A 16,947-nucleotide genomic window follows, 5' to 3' on the forward strand; every position below is an offset into this window, starting at 1 on the left:
GATGTTACGTATTGCTGATAAAGTCTTTGATTCGCATCTGTTTACCGGAACCGGAAAATTCGCCTCCCCGCAGCTGATGGTGGATGCCATTCGTGAAAGCGGCAGCCAGCTGGTGACGCTGGCGCTAAAGCGCGTTGACCTGCGCCATCATAGCGATGCCATTCTGGCGCCGCTGCTGGAGGCCGGCGTAACGCTGCTGCCGAATACGTCCGGAGCCAAAACCGCTGAGGAGGCGATTTTTGCCGCCCGGCTGGCGCGCGAGGCGCTGGGTACGCACTGGCTAAAGCTGGAGATTCATCCGGATGCCCGCTGGCTTTTGCCCGATCCCATTGAAACCCTTAAAGCGGCGGAAAAGCTGGTGCAGCAGGGGTTTACCGTCCTGCCCTATTGCGGTGCCGACCCCGTCCTGTGCAAGCGGCTGGAGGAAGCTGGCTGCGCTGCCGTCATGCCGCTCGGCGCACCGATTGGTTCCAACCAGGGGCTGGAGACGCGCGCCATGCTGGAGATCGTCATTGAGCAGGCCACCGTGCCGGTGGTGGTGGACGCCGGTATCGGCGTACCAAGCCATGCGACGCAGGCGCTGGAGATGGGCGCCGACGCGGTGCTCGTCAATACGGCAATTGCCGTCGCTGACGACCCGGTGACGATGGCGCGCGCCTTTCGTCTGGCCGTGGAGGCGGGTTTGCTGGCGCGGCAGTCTGGCCCCGGCTCGCGCAGCCTTCAGGCGCAGGCCACCAGCCCGCTCACCGGTTTTCTGGAGGCGTTATGATGCCGACCTTTACCGAACGCTGGCAGCAGCTCGACTGGGACGATATTCGCCTGCGCATCAACGGCAAAACGGCGGCAGATGTAGAACGGGCATTGAATGCCCGTCATTTGACCCGCGATGACATGATGGCCCTGCTCTCCCCCGCCGCGGGTGCGTATCTTGAGACGATGGCCCAGCGCGCGCAGCGGCTTACCCGCCAGCGGTTTGGCAACACGGTAAGTTTTTACGTCCCGCTCTATCTCTCAAACCTGTGCGCGAACGACTGCACCTACTGCGGCTTCTCCATGAGTAACCGCATCAAGCGCAAAACGCTCGATGAGCGCGAGATCGCGCGCGAGTGTGCGGCCATCCGCGAAATGGGGTTCGAGCATCTCCTGCTGGTTACGGGCGAGCATCAAAGCAAAGTGGGAATGGACTATTTTCGCCAGCATCTTCCGGCTATTCGCCGGGAGTTTGCGTCGCTGCAGATGGAAGTACAGCCGCTGTTGCAGGAGGAATACGCGGAGCTCAAAACCCTCGGGCTGGACGGCGTAATGGTCTATCAGGAAACCTATCACGAGGCGACGTACGCCCGGCATCACCTGAAGGGGAAAAAACAGGATTTCCTCTTCCGGCTCGAAACGCCGGACAGGCTGGGGCGCGCCGGGATCGATAAAATTGGCCTGGGGGCACTGGTTGGTCTGTCTGACAGCTGGCGGGTGGATTGCTACATGGTGGCGGAACATCTGCTGTGGCTGCAGCAGCACTACTGGCAGAGCCGCTACTCCATCTCGTTCCCGCGCCTGCGCCCGTGTGCTGGCGGGATTGAGCCGGCTTCGCTAATGGATGAACGCCAGCTGGTGCAAACCATCTGCGCGTTTCGCCTGCTGGCGCCTGAGGTCGAGCTATCTCTCTCCACGCGCGAATCCCCGGCGTTTCGCGACCGCGTTATCCCCATTGCGATCAATAACGTCAGCGCGTTTTCCAAAACGCAGCCGGGCGGTTATGCCGACAACCATCCGGAGCTTGAGCAGTTTGCCCCGCATGATGGACGACGTCCGGAGGCGGTAGCGGAAGCACTGACAGCGCAAGGGCTGCAGCCGGTCTGGAAAGACTGGGACAGCTGGCTGGGAAGAGCCTCGCAATTACGCTGAAACACAGTGCAAACGCGCATAAAGGTTACGAAGCGGCTCGTAAGAAGGGAACCGGGAGATTGTCCCTGCATGCCCGGTTTCTTATGCTTGGTGGGTCAGCAACGGATGCTGACCAGGGCGAAATGCTTCTTCCTCTGTTTCGCCCTGCCTTCTCGTTTGCCACAAAAAAATTTAATTCATAAAATAAATGCGTAGTTTCTTATCCATTCTTAAGACAAATCATCTAATCCGTAAAACATCCTCTGTATAATTCGCAGCCAGCATCCGTGCAGCGACTATGCTGAGAGGATATCGATTGACGCAGCGCGTCATACCATCTGGACTGGTTTTTACGACTCATGGCACTTCACAGCAGAAAACTCTCTTTTACCCGGCCAATCATGATCAGTTTCGCGGGAATTCTGGTCAGCTTCATTTTGATCGCCGTGTTTATCACATTGACGCAGCGAAAGGATTTTCTTGAGGATTATCATAAAATTAATGGTAATTTTACGCATAACCTTGCGGTCAACTATACCGAGTCCATCCTGCGTGAAAATGACTACATCCTTGGCCGCTCGGCCACGTTCTTTGCCCGCAATAACAGGCTGAATGAGACGGTAAACGTCAATCCAGTTGAGGGCCTGCAGGTCTTAATGCATCTCCAGAACCTGATGCCAACCGTCTCATCCATCTCTCTGGCCGACACCGAGGGGCGTTACCTTCGCGCGCCGGAAGTCTTACCGACGGACAAAAGCAAGACGTTTGATGCCCGAACCCGACCATGGTTTGTTGCCCAGGCAGAAGCCAGTACCTTTAGCCACTACACGCGTCCCTACATGGATTACTTTACAGGACACCCCACTGTGACCCTCTATAAGCCGGTGATTTCCCCCGAAGGCAGGCTGAAGGGAACGCTCGCTTTCCATCTCGATCTCACCTCAATGGGCTATACCCTGCGCCAGATGGTCGCCCCCGTTCAAGGGGAGTTCTTTATCGTTGAGCGCGACGGTGCCGTGGTGCTGCACCCGGATACGGGGGCGCTCTTTAAACAGTACGTGAGCGAAGCGCTGATGGACAAAATGACCAGCGGCGAAGGGCATCTCTACGATGGTAAAACCAAAGCCTGGTATTATTACTACTCCTTCACCAACCCGGACTGGTTTGTCATCTACCGGGTATCGGGAGCGACGCTAACGGATATCACCCGCCACGAAACCACCATCGTTGGCTGGGGGTTTGCGCTGGCCGCGATTATCATCATTCTGTTCGGGTTATATCTGCGCCATGCCTCGCGTACCGTGCTGATGAACATCATCAATGCGATAAAAACCGGGGACGTCAACCAGGCTCCCCGTCTTGAAGCGATGCTTAGCCATACCATTCAGTCGAACAAAGAGCGTGAGCAGGCCTACGTGCGCCAGGCCACTCACGATGCGCTGACGGGCTGCAAGAACCGTCGCGCCTTCGACGGGGACATTGCCAGGCTGCTGGACAGCCACCAGCCTTTTGCGCTGGCGCTGATCGACATTGATAACTTCAAATCGATAAACGACACCTGGGGCCACCTGAGTGGTGATATTGTTCTGCGAAATGTGGCGCGCGAAGGGATCCAGATTATGCAGCCGCAGCACATCTCTGTTTATCGCTACGGCGGCGAAGAGTTTGCAGCGATCTTCCCGGACGGACAGATTGACTCTGCTCTCCAACTGCTGGAGGCATGGCGCTCCGCCGTTGAAAGCCGCATCTGGCGGGAAGATAACCTTCACGTCACCTTCAGTGCGGGACTGGGGGAATGGCATTTTGAACCGCTCGAGAAGTTTGTGGGCAGCGTTGACGGCGCGCTATATAAAGCCAAACAGCAGGGCAAAAACCGTATTTTAAGAACGACAGACAGCTAACTCCCCTCCTCACAATCGGCCCGTTTCCGCGGGCTGATTGCTTTCTGATACAAAATTGTAACCGGTTTCAGAAAAATGCTGATTTCTTTGTGATGCCTGACACACAATCGTGGTAAAGCGGTTGTTGAAGCGGTCTGCACGGGATAATTATCAATAAACACATGTAGATCGAGGCTGATTATGAAGAACATCGTTTTATGCTGTGCAGCGGGAATGTCAACCAGCATGCTGGTTCAACGTATGAAAGATGCCGCGCAGAAAAAAGGGGTTGAAGTCACCATTAAAGCCGTTCCGGTTGCGGAGTTTAAAGACAACATCGCGACGGCCGACATCGTATTACTGGGGCCACAGGTTAAATACGAGCAGGCAAAACTTCAGGCACAGGCCGAGCCGCTGGGCAAAAAGGTCGCGGTGATCGACATGATGGATTACGGCATGATGAAAGGCGATGTCGTCTTGGAAAAAGCCCTCAAGCTGCTGGAGTCATAATGGAAGACCTGGAAACCACGATCATGGAACTGCTGGTCAACGCCGGTGCGGCGCGAAGCGCAGCGCTGACGGCGCTGCAGATGGCGCGCAAAGGCGACTTTGACGAAGCCGAAAAAGCGATGGAAGAGTCGCGTGAATATGTTAAGCATGCGCACACCATCCAGACGCAGCTGATTGGTCTTGATGAGGGCACCGGAAAGCTTCCGGTTAACCTGATCACCGTTCACTCGCAGGATCACCTGATGAACGCGATGGTCATTCAGGATCTGGCGGGCGATATGATTGAGCTTTATCGGCGGATCCCGTTGATAAACTGATAACATGCAGATGTAAAAAAACCCGCCGAGGCGGGTTTTTTATTGTCGGGTGGCGCTGCGCTTACCCGACCTACGAGGCACATGCCCGGTAATGTTCATCACCGGGCATCAACGATTACTCGTTGTCGGAACCACCCAGACCCGCGTTCAGCAGTTCTGCCAGGCTCGCGGATGCATCTTCTGCAGTGACCTGCGGTGCTGCTGGCTGTTCGCCCGCTGCACGACGACGCATACGATCCTGATGGTACGCATAACCCGTACCAGCCGGGATCAGACGACCCACGATAACGTTCTCTTTCAGACCGCGCAGTTCATCACGTTTACCTGCAACAGCCGCTTCGGTCAGGACACGCGTGGTCTCCTGGAACGATGCTGCAGAGATGAAGGACTCGGTTGCCAGAGACGCTTTGGTGATACCCAGCAGATCGCGTGCGAAGGTCGCAGCGATTTTGCCGTTCGCTTCCAGATCGCGGTTAGCGATCTTAACGCGAGAGTATTCAACCTGCTCGCCTTCCAGGAAGTCGGAGCTGCCTGCGTTTTCGATGGTTGCTTTACGCAGCATCTGACGAACGATAACTTCGATGTGTTTATCGTTAATCTTAACGCCTTGCAGACGGTAAACGTCCTGTACTTCGTTGGTGATGTAACGCGTTACCGCGTGTACGCCACGAAGACGCAGAATGTCGTGCGGTGCTTCTGGACCATCGGAAACAACGTCACCACGTTCTACACGTTCACCTTCGAACACGTTGAGCTGACGCCATTTAGGAATCATCTCTTCGTACGGCTCGCTACCGTCAACCGGGGTGATCACCAGACGGCGTTTACCTTTGGTTTCTTTACCGAAGGAAATGATACCGCTGATTTCAGCCAGGATTGCAGGCTCTTTCGGACGACGTGCTTCGAACAGATCCGCAACGCGTGGCAGACCACCGGTGATATCCTTGGTACCGCTGGATTCCTGTGGAATACGCGCCAGAGCATCACCCGCACCAATCTGAATGCCATCTTCCAGCTGAACGATCGCTTTACCCGGCAGGAAGTACTGCGCAGGCATGTCGGTACCCGGGATCAGAACGTCGTTACCCTGGCCATCAACGATTTTCAGTGCAGGACGCAGATCTTTACCACCGGCAGTACGTTCAGCAGAATCCAGAACTACCAGAGATGACAGACCGGTCAGCTCGTCGGTCTGACGAGTAATGGTCTGGCCGTCGATCATGTCAGTGAAGCGGATGAAACCACTTACTTCGGTGATAACCGGCATGGTGTGTGGATCCCAGTTTGCAACGGTTTCACCGCCGGCAACCTGCTCGCCATCACCTTTCGCCATAACAGCACCGTAAGGCACTTTATAGCTCTCTTTGGTACGACCGAATTCGTCGATCAGCTTCAGCTCGGTGTTACGAGAGGTCACAACCAGCTTGCCTGCAGAGTTAACAACAGACTTCGCATTGCTGAGCTTGATGCTACCTTTGTTCTTCACCTGGATGCTGGATTCAGCAGCCGCACGAGATGCCGCACCACCGATGTGGAACGTACGCATCGTCAGCTGTGTACCCGGCTCACCGATTGACTGTGCCGCGATAACGCCGATTGCTTCACCTTTGTTGATGATGTGGCCACGCGCCAGGTCACGACCATAGCAGTGCGCACATACACCGAAGTCGGTGTCACAAGATACAACGGAACGCACTTTCACTGAGTCAACAGAGTTGGCTTCCAGCAGATCACACATGTGCTCGTGCAGCAGCGTGTTGCGTGGAACCAGAATGTCTGCGGTACCCGGCTTCAGAATGTCTTCCGCGGTTACACGACCCAGTACGCGATCGCGCAGTGGCTCTTTAACATCACCACCCTCGATAACCGGGGTCATGGTGATACCTTCAAGGGTGCCACAGTCGTCTTCGGTAACAACCAGATCCTGTGCAACGTCAACCAGACGACGCGTCAGATAACCGGAGTTCGCCGTTTTCAGTGCGGTATCCGCCAGACCTTTACGCGCACCGTGAGTCGAGATGAAGTACTGGAGTACGTTCAGACCTTCACGGAAGTTCGCGGTGATTGGCGTTTCGATGATGGAGCCATCTGGCTTCGCCATCAGACCACGCATACCAGCCAGCTGACGAATCTGTGCTGCAGAACCACGCGCACCGGAGTCGGCCATCATGTAGATGCTGTTGAAGGAAACCTGCTGCTCTTCTACGCCGTCACGGTTAATCACGGTTTCGGTCTGCAGGTTATCCATCATCGCTTTGGATACACGATCGTTCGCCGCTGCCCAGATATCGATAACTTTGTTATAGCGTTCGCCTGCGGTTACCAGACCAGACTGGAACTGCTCCTGGATCTCAGCAACTTCAGCTTCCGCTTCAGAGATGATCTCGTGTTTCTTCTCTGGGATGACCATGTCATCGATACCAACAGATGCACCTGAACGCGCTGCATAAGCAAAGCCGGTGTACATTGTCTGGTCAGCGAAGATTACGGTCGGCTTCAGACCCAAAATGCGGTAACAGGTGTTCAGCATTTTGGAGATCGCTTTCTTGCCCAGCGCCTGGTTGACGATGGAGAAAGGCAGACCTTTCGGTACGATCATCCACAGAATGGCACGGCCAACGGTCGTGTCTTTCAGGCTGGTTTTCGCAACGAACTCGCCGTTATCATCTTTTTCGTATTCAGTGATACGCACTTTAACGCGCGCATGCAGAGAGGCCAGGCCAGCGCGATAAATACGCTCAGCTTCTTTAGGGCCAGTCAGCACCATGCCTTCGCCTTTGGCGTTAACACAGTCACGGGTCATGTAGTACAGACCCAATACAACGTCCTGAGAAGGAACGATGATTGGCTCACCGTTCGCTGGAGACAGGATGTTGTTGGTAGACATCATCAGCGCACGCGCTTCGAGCTGGGCTTCCAGCGTCAGCGGTACGTGAACAGCCATCTGGTCACCATCGAAGTCGGCGTTATAGGCCGCACAAACCAGCGGGTGCAGCTGGATCGCTTTACCTTCGATCAGTACCGGCTCAAATGCCTGGATACCCAAACGGTGCAGGGTTGGTGCACGGTTCAGCAGTACCGGGTGTTCGCGGATCACTTCGTCCAGGATATCCCAAACGACAGCTTCTTCACGCTCAACCATCTTCTTAGCGGCTTTGATGGTGGTGGCCAAGCCACGCAGTTCCAGCTTGCCGTAGATGAACGGTTTGAACAGCTCCAGTGCCATTTTCTTCGGCAGACCGCACTGATGCAGACGCAGGTATGGACCTACGGTGATTACAGAACGACCGGAGTAGTCAACACGCTTACCGAGCAGGTTCTGACGGAAACGACCCTGCTTACCTTTGATCATGTCGGCCAAAGATTTCAGAGGACGTTTGTTAGAACCGGTGATCGCACGACCGCGACGACCGTTATCCAGCAGGGCGTCAACCGCTTCCTGCAGCATACGTTTTTCGTTGCGAACGATGATATCTGGCGCAGCCAGATCCAGCAGACGCTTCAGACGGTTGTTACGGTTAATGACGCGACGATACAGATCGTTCAGGTCAGACGTTGCGAAACGACCACCATCCAGCGGAACCAGCGGACGCAGATCTGGCGGCAGAACCGGCAGAACGGTCAGGATCATCCACTCTGGTTTGTTACCAGACTGAACGAACGCTTCCAGCAGTTTGATACGCTTGGTCAGCTTCTTACGCTTGGTTTCAGAGTTGGTTTCGTTCAGCTCTTCGCGCAGAGTTTCACACTCTTGCTCCAGATCCATGCTCTTCAGCAGGGCCTGGATAGCTTCCGCACCCATCTTCGCGTCGAATTCGTCACCGAACTCTTCCAGCGCGTCCAGATACTGTTCTTCGGTCAGAATCTGGTTACGTTCCAGGTTCGTCATACCGCCTTCGATTACGACATAAGATTCGAAGTACAGAACACGTTCGATATCGCGCAGCGGCATATCCAGCAGCAGGCCGATACGGGACGGCAGAGATTTCAGGAACCAGATGTGAGCAGTTGGAGACGCCAGCTCGATGTGGCCCATACGCTCACGGCGTACTTTGGTCTGGGTCACTTCAACGCCGCACTTCTCGCAGATCACACCACGGTGTTTCAGGCGCTTGTACTTACCGCACAGGCACTCGTAGTCTTTTACTGGCCCGAAAATACGCGCACAGAAAAGGCCGTCACGCTCAGGTTTGAACGTACGGTAGTTGATGGTTTCCGGCTTTTTAACTTCACCAAAAGACCATGAACGGATCATGTCTGGCGAAGCCAGAGCAATTTTGATCGCATCAAACTCTTCGGTTTTAGTCTGCGCTTTCAGAAACTTTAATAAATCTTTCACGGATTTGCTCCCGTCGGAGTTAGCACAATCTGGTGTCGGGCGTTAACCCGACACCAGTGACCTGTTTGAGCGAGAATTACTCGTCTTCCAGTTCGATGTTGATACCCAGCGAACGAATCTCTTTCAACAGTACGTTGAAGGATTCTGGCATGCCCGGTTCCATCTGATGGTTACCGTCCACGATGTTTTTATACATCTTGGTACGACCGTTAACGTCATCAGACTTAACGGTGAGCATTTCCTGCAGGGTGTATGCTGCGCCGTATGCTTCAAGCGCCCACACTTCCATCTCCCCGAAGCGCTGACCACCGAACTGAGCCTTACCACCCAGCGGCTGCTGAGTAACCAGGCTGTAAGAACCGGTAGAACGAGCGTGCATCTTGTCATCGACCAGGTGGTTCAGTTTCAGCATGTACATGTAACCTACGGTTACCTGACGCTCAAACTGCTCGCCGGTGCGACCATCAAACAGCGTAATCTGACCAGAAGATGGCAGACCACCCAGTTGCAGCAGCTCTTTAATTTCAGCTTCTTTTGCACCGTCGAATACCGGCGTTGCAATTGGCATACCTTTACGCAGGTTTTCCGCCAGACGCAGAACTTCATCATCGCTGAAGGTGTTCAGGTCGACTTTCTGACGAACGTCGGTACCCAGATCGTAGGCACGCTGGATGAATTCGCGCAGTTTCGCGACTTCCTGCTGCTGTTTCAGCATGGCGTTAATCTTGTCGCCGATACCTTTCGCAGCCATACCCAGGTGAGTTTCCAGGATCTGACCAATGTTCATACGAGACGGTACGCCCAGTGGGTTCAGTACGATGTCTACCGGCGTACCGTTAGCATCGTGCGGCATATCTTCGATCGGGTTGATCTTAGAGATAACACCCTTGTTACCGTGACGACCTGCCATTTTATCACCAGGCTGGATCTGACGTTTAACAGCCAGATAAACCTTAACGATCTTCAGCACGCCCGGTGCCAGATCGTCGCCCTGAGTGATTTTACGGCGTTTCGCTTCGAGTTTTTTCTCGAACTCGTGTTTCAGTTCGTCGTACTGCTCAGCCAGCTGTTCCAGCTGATTTTGTTTCTCTTCGTCGGTCAGGCCCAGTTCCAGCCAGCGATCGCGAGGCAGTTTGTCGAGCTTCTCAGCTTCGATGCCACCGGCAACCAGTACCGCGTAGATACGGCTGAACAGACCCGCTTCGAGGATCTGCAGTTCTTCAGACAGGTCTTTCTTGGCCTGCTTGAGCTGCATCTCTTCGATTTCCAGCGCGCGTTTGTCTTTCTCAACGCCGTCACGGGTGAAGACCTGAACGTCAATAACCGTACCGGAAACACCGTTTGGTACGCGCAGAGAAGAGTCTTTAACGTCAGACGCTTTCTCACCGAAGATTGCACGCAGCAGCTTCTCTTCTGGCGTCAGCTGGGTTTCACCTTTCGGCGTAACCTTACCTACCAGAATGTCGCCACCGGTCACTTCTGCACCGATGTAAACGATACCGGACTCATCCAGCTTGGAGAGCGCAGCTTCACCCACGTTAGGGATGTCAGCGGTGATCTCTTCTGGCCCCAGCTTGGTGTCACGAGACACACATGCCAGTTCCTGAATGTGGATGGTGGTGAAACGGTCTTCCTGAACAACACGCTCGGATACGAGGATGGAGTCTTCGAAGTTGTAACCGTTCCACGGCATGAACGCTACACGCATGTTCTGACCAAGCGCCAGCTCACCGAGGTCGGTAGATGGACCATCTGCCAGCACGTCACCGCGCTCGATTGGCTCACCCAGAGACACACATGGCATCTGGTTAATACAGGTGTTCTGGTTAGAACGGGTGTATTTGGTCAGGTTATAGATGTCGATACCCGCTTCGCCCGGATACATCTCGTCTTCGTTAACTTTGATAACGATACGGGATGCGTCAACGTACTGTACGGTACCGCCACGCTTAGCAACTGCAGTAACACCGGAGTCAACGGCAACAGCACGTTCCATACCGGTACCAACCAGCGGCTTATCAGCACGCAGAGTTGGAACGGCCTGACGTTGCATGTTTGCACCCATCAATGCACGGTTGGCGTCATCGTGTTCCAGGAACGGGATCAGGGACGCACCGACGGATACCACCTGCTGGGTGGATACGTCCATGTAGTCAACCTGGTCGCGGCTGAACAAGCTGGATTCGCCTTTGCTACGGCACGTTACCAGGTCTTCTTCAAAGTGGCCTTCGTCATCCAGGTTGGAGTTCGCCTGAGCGATAACGTAGTTGCCTTCTTCGATAGCAGACAGGTAGTGAATTTCGTCGGTTACAACACCGTCGGTCACTTTACGGTACGGGGTCTCGAGGAAACCGTATTCGTTAGTCTGTGCGTACACGGACAGGGAGTTGATCAGACCGATGTTTGGACCTTCAGGCGTTTCGATTGGACACACGCGACCGTAGTGAGTCGGGTGTACGTCTCGAACTTCAAAGCCTGCGCGCTCACGGGTCAGACCGCCCGGGCCGAGTGCAGAGATACGACGTTTGTGCGTAATCTCAGACAGCGGGTTGTTCTGGTCCATGAACTGAGACAGCTGGCTTGAACCGAAGAACTCTTTCACTGCTGCAGAAATCGGCTTGGCGTTGATCATATCCTGAGGCATCAGGGTATCCAGATCGCCCAGAGACAGACGCTCTTTAACCGCACGCTCTACACGAACCAGGCCTACGCGGAACTGGTTTTCCGCCATTTCGCCAACGGAACGGATACGACGGTTACCGAGGTGGTCGATATCGTCCACTTCGCCTTTACCGTTACGGATATCAATGAGCTTCTTCATCACTTCGATGATGTCGTCTTTGCTCAGGATACCGGAACCTTCGATTTCGTCGCGCAGCAGAGAACGGTTGAACTTCATACGACCAACCGCGGACAGATCGTAGCGGTCTTCGGAGAAGAACAGGTTCTCGAACAGGCTTTCAGCCGCTTCACGCGTTGGTGGCTCACCAGGACGCATCATGCGGTAGATTTCTACCAGTGCGCTCAGACGATCGGTCGTTGGGTCGACGCGAATAGTCTCAGACATATACGCGCCGTGGTCCAGATCGTTGGTGAACAGCGTTTCGATACGTTTGTGACCAGACTGGCTCAGCTTAGCCAGCAGATCCAGGCTCAGCTCCATGTTCGCTGGGCAGATCAGCTCACCCGTTGACTCGTCAACGTAATCTTTCGCGGCTACTTTTCCTGCAATGTACTCAACCGGAACTTCGATGAGTTTGATATCATCTTTTTCCAGCTGGCGGATGTGGCGCGCGGTGATACGGCGACCTTTTTCCACATACACTTTGCCGTCGGCTTCGATGTCGAACGACGCGGTCTCACCACGCAGACGTTCCGGCACCAGCTCCATCTGCAGCTTGTTGTCGCGGATTTCAAAGATCACTTTCTCAAAGAACAGGTCCAGGATCTGTTCAGTGGTGTATTGCAGCGCACGCAGAATGATGGTTGCAGGCAGCTTACGACGACGGTCGATACGGACAAACAGGTTGTCTTTAGGATCGAACTCGAAGTCCAGCCATGAACCACGGTAAGGAATGATGCGTGCGTTATACAGTACTTTACCGGAAGAGTGTGTTTTACCTTTATCGCTGTCGAAGAAGACGCCCGGGCTACGATGCAGCTGGGAAACGATAACACGCTCAGTACCGTTGATTACGAAAGTACCGTTGTCTGTCATGAGTGGAATTTCACCCATGTAGACTTCTTGTTCTTTAATGTCTTTAACGGTGCCTTCCGGCGCTTCGCGCTCGTAGATCACCAGACGCAGTTTTACGCGCAGCGGTGCGGAATAGGTCACGCCACGGATCTGACATTCCTGAACGTCAAACACCGGTTCGCCAAGGCGGTAGCTGACGTACTGCAGCTCGGAGTTACCGCTGTAGCTCTGAATCGGGAACACGGAGCGGAAGGCTGCTTCCAGACCGTACTGCCCTTCAGGATCTTGCTCGATAAACTTCTGGAACGAATCAAGCTGGATAGAAAGGAGATATGGAATGTCCAGAACTTGTGGACGTTTACCAAAATCCTTACGAATACGTTTTTTCTCGGTATAGGAGTAAACCATAGGGTTCCTCAGCTCGCTGACAAGTCGACCCATCTGTCCGACGAAGGGACAGTTTGTGCAACACCATTTTGTGGACCGGAAAATTGAATACTTTCCGCAATACCTGTTGCTATCACGCTTAAATCATTTCGTCGCGATTTACACAGAGCGAGCACCCTGTCGCAATATATTAAGTCGTCGATAGAAACATGCATTGTCAGGACAACCAGCAGTCAAACAGTGTGAAATGCTACTGATGCCTTACAGCGCAAAAAGGCTGGTGACTAAAAAGTCACCAGCCATCAGCCTAATTGCTTAGGCTGCAACCAGAAAAGTTGGCTTATTTAACTTCAACTTCAGCGCCAGCTTCTTCCAGAGATTTTTTCAGTGCTTCTGCGTCGTCTTTGCTCACGCCTTCTTTCAGCGCAGCTGGAGCAGATTCTACCAGGTCTTTAGCTTCTTTCAGACCCAGGCCAGTTGCGCCACGTACTGCTTTGATAACAGCAACTTTGTTAGCGCCAGCAGCTTTCAGAATTACGTCGAATTCAGTTTTTTCTTCAGCAGCTTCAGCCGGGCCCGCAGCTACAGCTACAGCAGCAGCAGCAGAAACACCGAATTTTTCTTCCATTGCAGAAATCAGTTCTACAACGTCCATTACGGACATAGCTGCAACTGCTTCAATGATTTGATCTTTAGTGATAGACATTTAAATTGTTCCTGAAAATCAGAATAAGTTTATACGTAAGCGACTGCGTTATAAAGATAACTGCGATTAAGCAGCTTCTTTCGCATCGCGAACAGCAGCCAGAGTGCGAACCAGTTTGCCAGCCGAAGCTTCTTTCATGGTTGCCATCAGGCGTGCAATTGCTTCTTCGTAGGTCGGCAGGGTTGCCAGGCGATCGATTTGCGATGCCGGGATCAACTCACCTTCAAAGGCTGCAGCTTTGACCTCAAATTTTGCATTCGCTTTCGCGAACTCTTTGAACAGACGAGCAGCAGCGCCCGGGTGTTCCATAGAGTATGCAATAAGGGTCGGACCAACAAACGTGTCTTTCAGGCACTCGAACTGAGTACCTTCAACTACGCGACGCAGCAGGGTGTTACGAACAACACGCATGTATACGCCAGCTTCACGACCTGCTTTACGCAGTTCAGTCATTTTGTCTACAGTAACGCCACGGGAATCCGCAACTACTGCAGACAGCGCGCCTTTGGCTACTTCGCTGACTTCAGCAACAATCGCTTGTTTGTCTTGAAGATTTAAAGCCATTAGCTTTGCTCCTGGATGTTTGCCGGAACTCATGTTCCGGAACTCACTTCACTCAACCCAACGGGAAGAGCGTCTTAATACGGTGAGCAGAAACAAGCCAGAGTATTCAAAAAATAATCTTAGCGTTCTGTCACCGTCTACGCAGGGGATTAAGTTTCTTACGAAACACCTGCGGTCTTCGACGGAGGCCTGGATAGGCCAGGCTCCAACGAACAATTCTTTTAGCCGCTAACTTTCGTTAGCAAACGTGGGGGTAAGATTGTAGACAAAATCACCGCCCACGTAAAGGCATTAGTTTGCAGCAGCGCTCAGGCCAGCCTGGTCAACTGCAACACCTGCACCCATGGTGGTGGAGATGCTAACTTTCTTGATGTACACGCCTTTCGCCTGAGTTGGTTTTGCTTTTTTCAGCGCAACCAGCAGAGATTCCAGGTTTTCTTTCAGTTTGTCAGCGTCAAAGTCCACTTTACCGATGGTGGTGTGGATGATGCCGTTTTTGTCGTTACGATAACGAACCTGACCTGCTTTAGCGTTCTTAACCGCTTCAGCAACGTTAGGGGTTACAGTACCCACTTTCGGGTTTGGCATCAGGCCGCGTGGACCCAGAACCTGGCCCAGCTGGCCAACAACGCGCATTGCATCTGGAGAAGCAATAACAACGTCAAAGTTCATTTCGCCTTTCTTGATCTGATCAGCCAGATCTTCCATACCTACCAGTTCAGCGCCGGCAGCTTTAGCAGCTTCAGCGTTTGCACCCTGAGCAAATACAGCTACGCGAACGGAACGGCCAGTACCGTGTGGCAGTACAGTTGCGCCACGAACGTTCTGATCGGATTTACGAGCGTCGATGCCCAGGTTAACGGCAACGTCAACGCTTTCAACGAACTTAGCAGTTGCCAGTTCTTTCAGCAGAGCGATAGCTTCGTTGATGTCGTACTGTTTGGTCGCATCAACTTTGTCACGGATCACGGACATGCGCTTGGTCAGTTTAGCCATTTCTTAGTCCTCCACTACCAGGCCCATGGAACGTGCAGTACCTTCGATTGAGCGAGTCATCGCTTCAATGTCAGAACCAGTCATGTCGGCAGCTTTGGTCTGCGCGATTTCCTGCAGCTGAGCGCGGGAGATTTTACCCACTTTGTCTTTGTTCGGTTTACCGGAACCAGACTTAATACCAGCCGCTTTCTTCAGCAGAACTGCTGCTGGAGGGGTTTTGGTAACGAAAGTGAAAGAACGGTCAGCGTAAACAGTAATTACGACTGGGATTGGCAGACCTTTTTCCAGGGATTCAGTTTTTGCGTTGAACGCTTTACAGAATTCCATGATGTTCACACCTTGCTGACCCAGAGCTGGACCAACTGGTGGACTTGGGTTCGCCATACCAGCTGCAACCTGCAGCTTGACGTAGGCTTGTACTTTCTTAGCCATTCTAAAATCCTCTGATTGGGTGATAGCGCCTCAAGGAGGCTCCCCGTGAATAAAATTCGTTTTACAGGCCGTGGCCCATAAAAACAAAAGGCGCGAAATTGTATTCCAATCTCGCGCCCTGTGCAACGATTAAATCGTCGCTTTTTTGATCGCTGCTTAGGCTTTTTCGACCTGTGCAAAGTCCAGTTCTACCGGGGTCGCACGACCGAAGATAGAAACAGAAACTTTCAGGCGGGACTTCTCGTAGTCCACTTCTTCAACCACACCGTTAAAGTCAGCAAACGGACCGTCGCTAACACGAACCATTTCACCCGGTTCAAACAGCGTTTTCGGACGCGGCTTATCACCTACCTGCTGCAGGCGGTTCATAATCGCATCAACTTCTTTATCGCTGATTGGCGCCGGACGGTCAGACGTGCCGCCGATAAAGCCCATCACACGCGGTACGCTACGCACCAGGTGCCAGCTCGCGTCGTTCATCACCATCTGAACCAGTACGTAACCCGGGAAGAATTTACGCTCGCTTTTGCGACGTTGGCCGCCACGGATCTCGACCACTTCTTCGGTCGGAACCATCACTTCGCCAAATAATTCTTCCATGTTGTGTAATTTGATATGCTCGCGCAGCGACGTTGCTACACGGCCTTCAAAACCGGAAAACGCCTGAACGACGTACCAACGCTTTTTAGGGGCTTCAGACATCTTAGAACCTCAGGCCAGTGATAAAGGAAACCAGGCGAACCAGAATACCATCCAGTCCCCACAGGATCAGTGACATTACCGCAGTCACTGCAGCCACAATCAGAGTGGTGTGCAATGTTTCCTGGCGAGTTGGCCAAATCACCTTACGGACTTCGGTACGTGCTTCGCGCGCGAAAGCAACGGTTGCTTTACCTTTAGTCGTCAACAGCGCGACACCGCCCGCTGCAGCAATCAGAATCACCACTGCCAGCGCGCGTAGCGGTAGCATCATGTCACGATAAAGATAGTTGCCAACGATTGCCACAATCAGCAGCACGGCAACAGCGACCCACTTCATCGCTTCCAGGCCGCGCCCGCTCCCTTGAGCTTCGGTATTCGCACTCATAAACCAACCTGTCAGAAGAATTCTACAAATAATTTCACCCCGCGAATGCGAGGCGAGCCAAATCGAAACGCTTAATCCCTTTATGGATTATACGCTCTCTGCAGAGCCTGTCTCAGCAATGATTATGACAAAATTAATCACTGATGAGCCA

Annotated in this window: 13 protein-coding genes; 5 read left to right on the plus strand and 8 right to left on the minus strand. The window is 53.2% G+C overall.

Annotated features, from left to right (window positions below; genetic code table 11):
- Position 1 precedes the first annotated feature (1 nt).
- From thiG to D5067_RS21925, 5 genes are all read left to right on the plus strand, one after another.
- Positions 2-769: a thiazole synthase gene (gene thiG, locus D5067_RS21905; protein WP_119938508.1), complete on the plus strand. Its 768-nt coding sequence runs from the start codon at positions 2-4 to the stop codon at positions 767-769.
- A complete protein-coding gene (thiH, locus tag D5067_RS21910; RefSeq protein ID WP_119938514.1) occupies positions 769-1,902 on the plus strand; it encodes a 2-iminoacetate synthase ThiH in 1,134 nt (377 codons plus the stop codon). Before thiG ends, thiH begins: the two co-directional genes overlap by 1 nt.
- Positions 1,903-2,240: 338 nt before the next feature.
- Positions 2,241-3,782: a sensor domain-containing diguanylate cyclase gene (locus D5067_RS21915; protein WP_119938509.1), complete on the plus strand. Its 1,542-nt coding sequence runs from the start codon at positions 2,241-2,243 to the stop codon at positions 3,780-3,782.
- A 180-nt stretch (positions 3,783-3,962) separates the two neighbouring features.
- A complete protein-coding gene (locus D5067_RS21920) occupies positions 3,963-4,271 on the plus strand; it encodes a PTS sugar transporter subunit IIB (protein WP_119938510.1) in 309 nt (102 codons plus the stop codon).
- Positions 4,271-4,588 (plus strand): PTS lactose/cellobiose transporter subunit IIA, encoded by a 318-nt coding sequence (locus D5067_RS21925; RefSeq protein ID WP_119938511.1) that lies wholly within the window; start codon positions 4,271-4,273, stop codon positions 4,586-4,588. The genes D5067_RS21920 and D5067_RS21925 overlap by 1 nt, the downstream gene beginning before the upstream one ends.
- Before the next feature lie 115 nt (positions 4,589-4,703).
- Here D5067_RS21925 and rpoC read toward each other — a convergent pair whose 3' ends face one another.
- From rpoC to secE, 8 genes are all read right to left on the minus strand, one after another.
- Entirely contained in the window at positions 4,704-8,927 is a 4,224-nt protein-coding gene (gene rpoC / locus D5067_RS21930) for a DNA-directed RNA polymerase subunit beta' (protein WP_119938512.1), read from the minus strand.
- Positions 8,928-9,003: 76 nt separating this feature from the next.
- A complete protein-coding gene (gene rpoB / locus D5067_RS21935; protein ID WP_119938513.1) occupies positions 9,004-13,032 on the minus strand; it encodes a DNA-directed RNA polymerase subunit beta in 4,029 nt (1,342 codons plus the stop codon).
- Positions 13,033-13,351: 319 nt separating this feature from the next.
- Positions 13,352-13,717 carry a 50S ribosomal protein L7/L12 gene (gene rplL, locus D5067_RS21940; protein ID WP_006176746.1) on the minus strand — a complete coding sequence of 122 codons (366 nt, stop codon included), beginning with the start codon at positions 13,715-13,717 and terminating at the stop codon, positions 13,352-13,354.
- A 66-nt stretch (positions 13,718-13,783) separates the two neighbouring features.
- Positions 13,784-14,281 (minus strand): 50S ribosomal protein L10, encoded by a 498-nt coding sequence (rplJ, locus tag D5067_RS21945; protein ID WP_001207203.1) that lies wholly within the window; start codon positions 14,279-14,281, stop codon positions 13,784-13,786.
- Positions 14,282-14,572: 291 nt separating this feature from the next.
- Positions 14,573-15,277, minus strand: a complete 705-nt coding sequence (gene rplA / locus D5067_RS21950; protein ID WP_006176745.1) for a 50S ribosomal protein L1 — start codon at positions 15,275-15,277, stop codon at positions 14,573-14,575.
- A gap of 3 nt (positions 15,278-15,280) precedes the next feature.
- Entirely contained in the window at positions 15,281-15,709 is a 429-nt protein-coding gene (gene rplK, locus D5067_RS21955) for a 50S ribosomal protein L11 (RefSeq protein ID WP_004097640.1), read from the minus strand.
- 156 nt (positions 15,710-15,865) lie between these two features.
- The gene (gene nusG / locus D5067_RS21960; protein WP_002438628.1) at positions 15,866-16,411 is read right to left on the minus strand and encodes a transcription termination/antitermination protein NusG; all 546 of its coding nucleotides are present in this window, start codon (positions 16,409-16,411) and stop codon (positions 15,866-15,868) included.
- 1 nt (position 16,412) lies between these two features.
- The gene (secE, locus tag D5067_RS21965; protein ID WP_014068449.1) at positions 16,413-16,796 is read right to left on the minus strand and encodes a preprotein translocase subunit SecE; all 384 of its coding nucleotides are present in this window, start codon (positions 16,794-16,796) and stop codon (positions 16,413-16,415) included.
- Between the last annotated feature and the right edge of the window lie 151 nt (positions 16,797-16,947).

The organism is Enterobacter huaxiensis, assembly GCF_003594935.2.
In the GTDB taxonomy this organism is placed as follows: Bacteria; Pseudomonadota; Gammaproteobacteria; order Enterobacterales; family Enterobacteriaceae; genus Enterobacter; species Enterobacter huaxiensis.

What these genes read in the sequence shown, in the direction of transcription:
- thiG (WP_119938508.1), top strand. Translation starts at nt 2, where the DNA reads ATGTTACGTATTGCTGATAAAGTCTTTGATTCGCATCTGTTTACCGGA.
- thiH (WP_119938514.1), top strand. Translation starts at nt 769, where the DNA reads ATGCCGACCTTTACCGAACGCTGGCAGCAGCTCGACTGGGACGATATT.
- D5067_RS21915 (WP_119938509.1), top strand. Translation starts at nt 2,241, where the DNA reads ATGGCACTTCACAGCAGAAAACTCTCTTTTACCCGGCCAATCATGATC.
- D5067_RS21920 (WP_119938510.1), top strand. Translation starts at nt 3,963, where the DNA reads ATGAAGAACATCGTTTTATGCTGTGCAGCGGGAATGTCAACCAGCATG.
- D5067_RS21925 (WP_119938511.1), top strand. Translation starts at nt 4,271, where the DNA reads ATGGAAGACCTGGAAACCACGATCATGGAACTGCTGGTCAACGCCGGT.
- rpoB (WP_119938513.1), bottom strand. Translation starts at nt 13,032, where the DNA reads ATGGTTTACTCCTATACCGAGAAAAAACGTATTCGTAAGGATTTTGGT.
- rplL (WP_006176746.1), bottom strand. Translation starts at nt 13,717, where the DNA reads ATGTCTATCACTAAAGATCAAATCATTGAAGCAGTTGCAGCTATGTCC.
- rplJ (WP_001207203.1), bottom strand. Translation starts at nt 14,281, where the DNA reads ATGGCTTTAAATCTTCAAGACAAACAAGCGATTGTTGCTGAAGTCAGC.
- rplA (WP_006176745.1), bottom strand. Translation starts at nt 15,277, where the DNA reads ATGGCTAAACTGACCAAGCGCATGTCCGTGATCCGTGACAAAGTTGAT.
- rplK (WP_004097640.1), bottom strand. Translation starts at nt 15,709, where the DNA reads ATGGCTAAGAAAGTACAAGCCTACGTCAAGCTGCAGGTTGCAGCTGGT.
- nusG (WP_002438628.1), bottom strand. Translation starts at nt 16,411, where the DNA reads ATGTCTGAAGCCCCTAAAAAGCGTTGGTACGTCGTTCAGGCGTTTTCC.
- secE (WP_014068449.1), bottom strand. Translation starts at nt 16,796, where the DNA reads ATGAGTGCGAATACCGAAGCTCAAGGGAGCGGGCGCGGCCTGGAAGCG.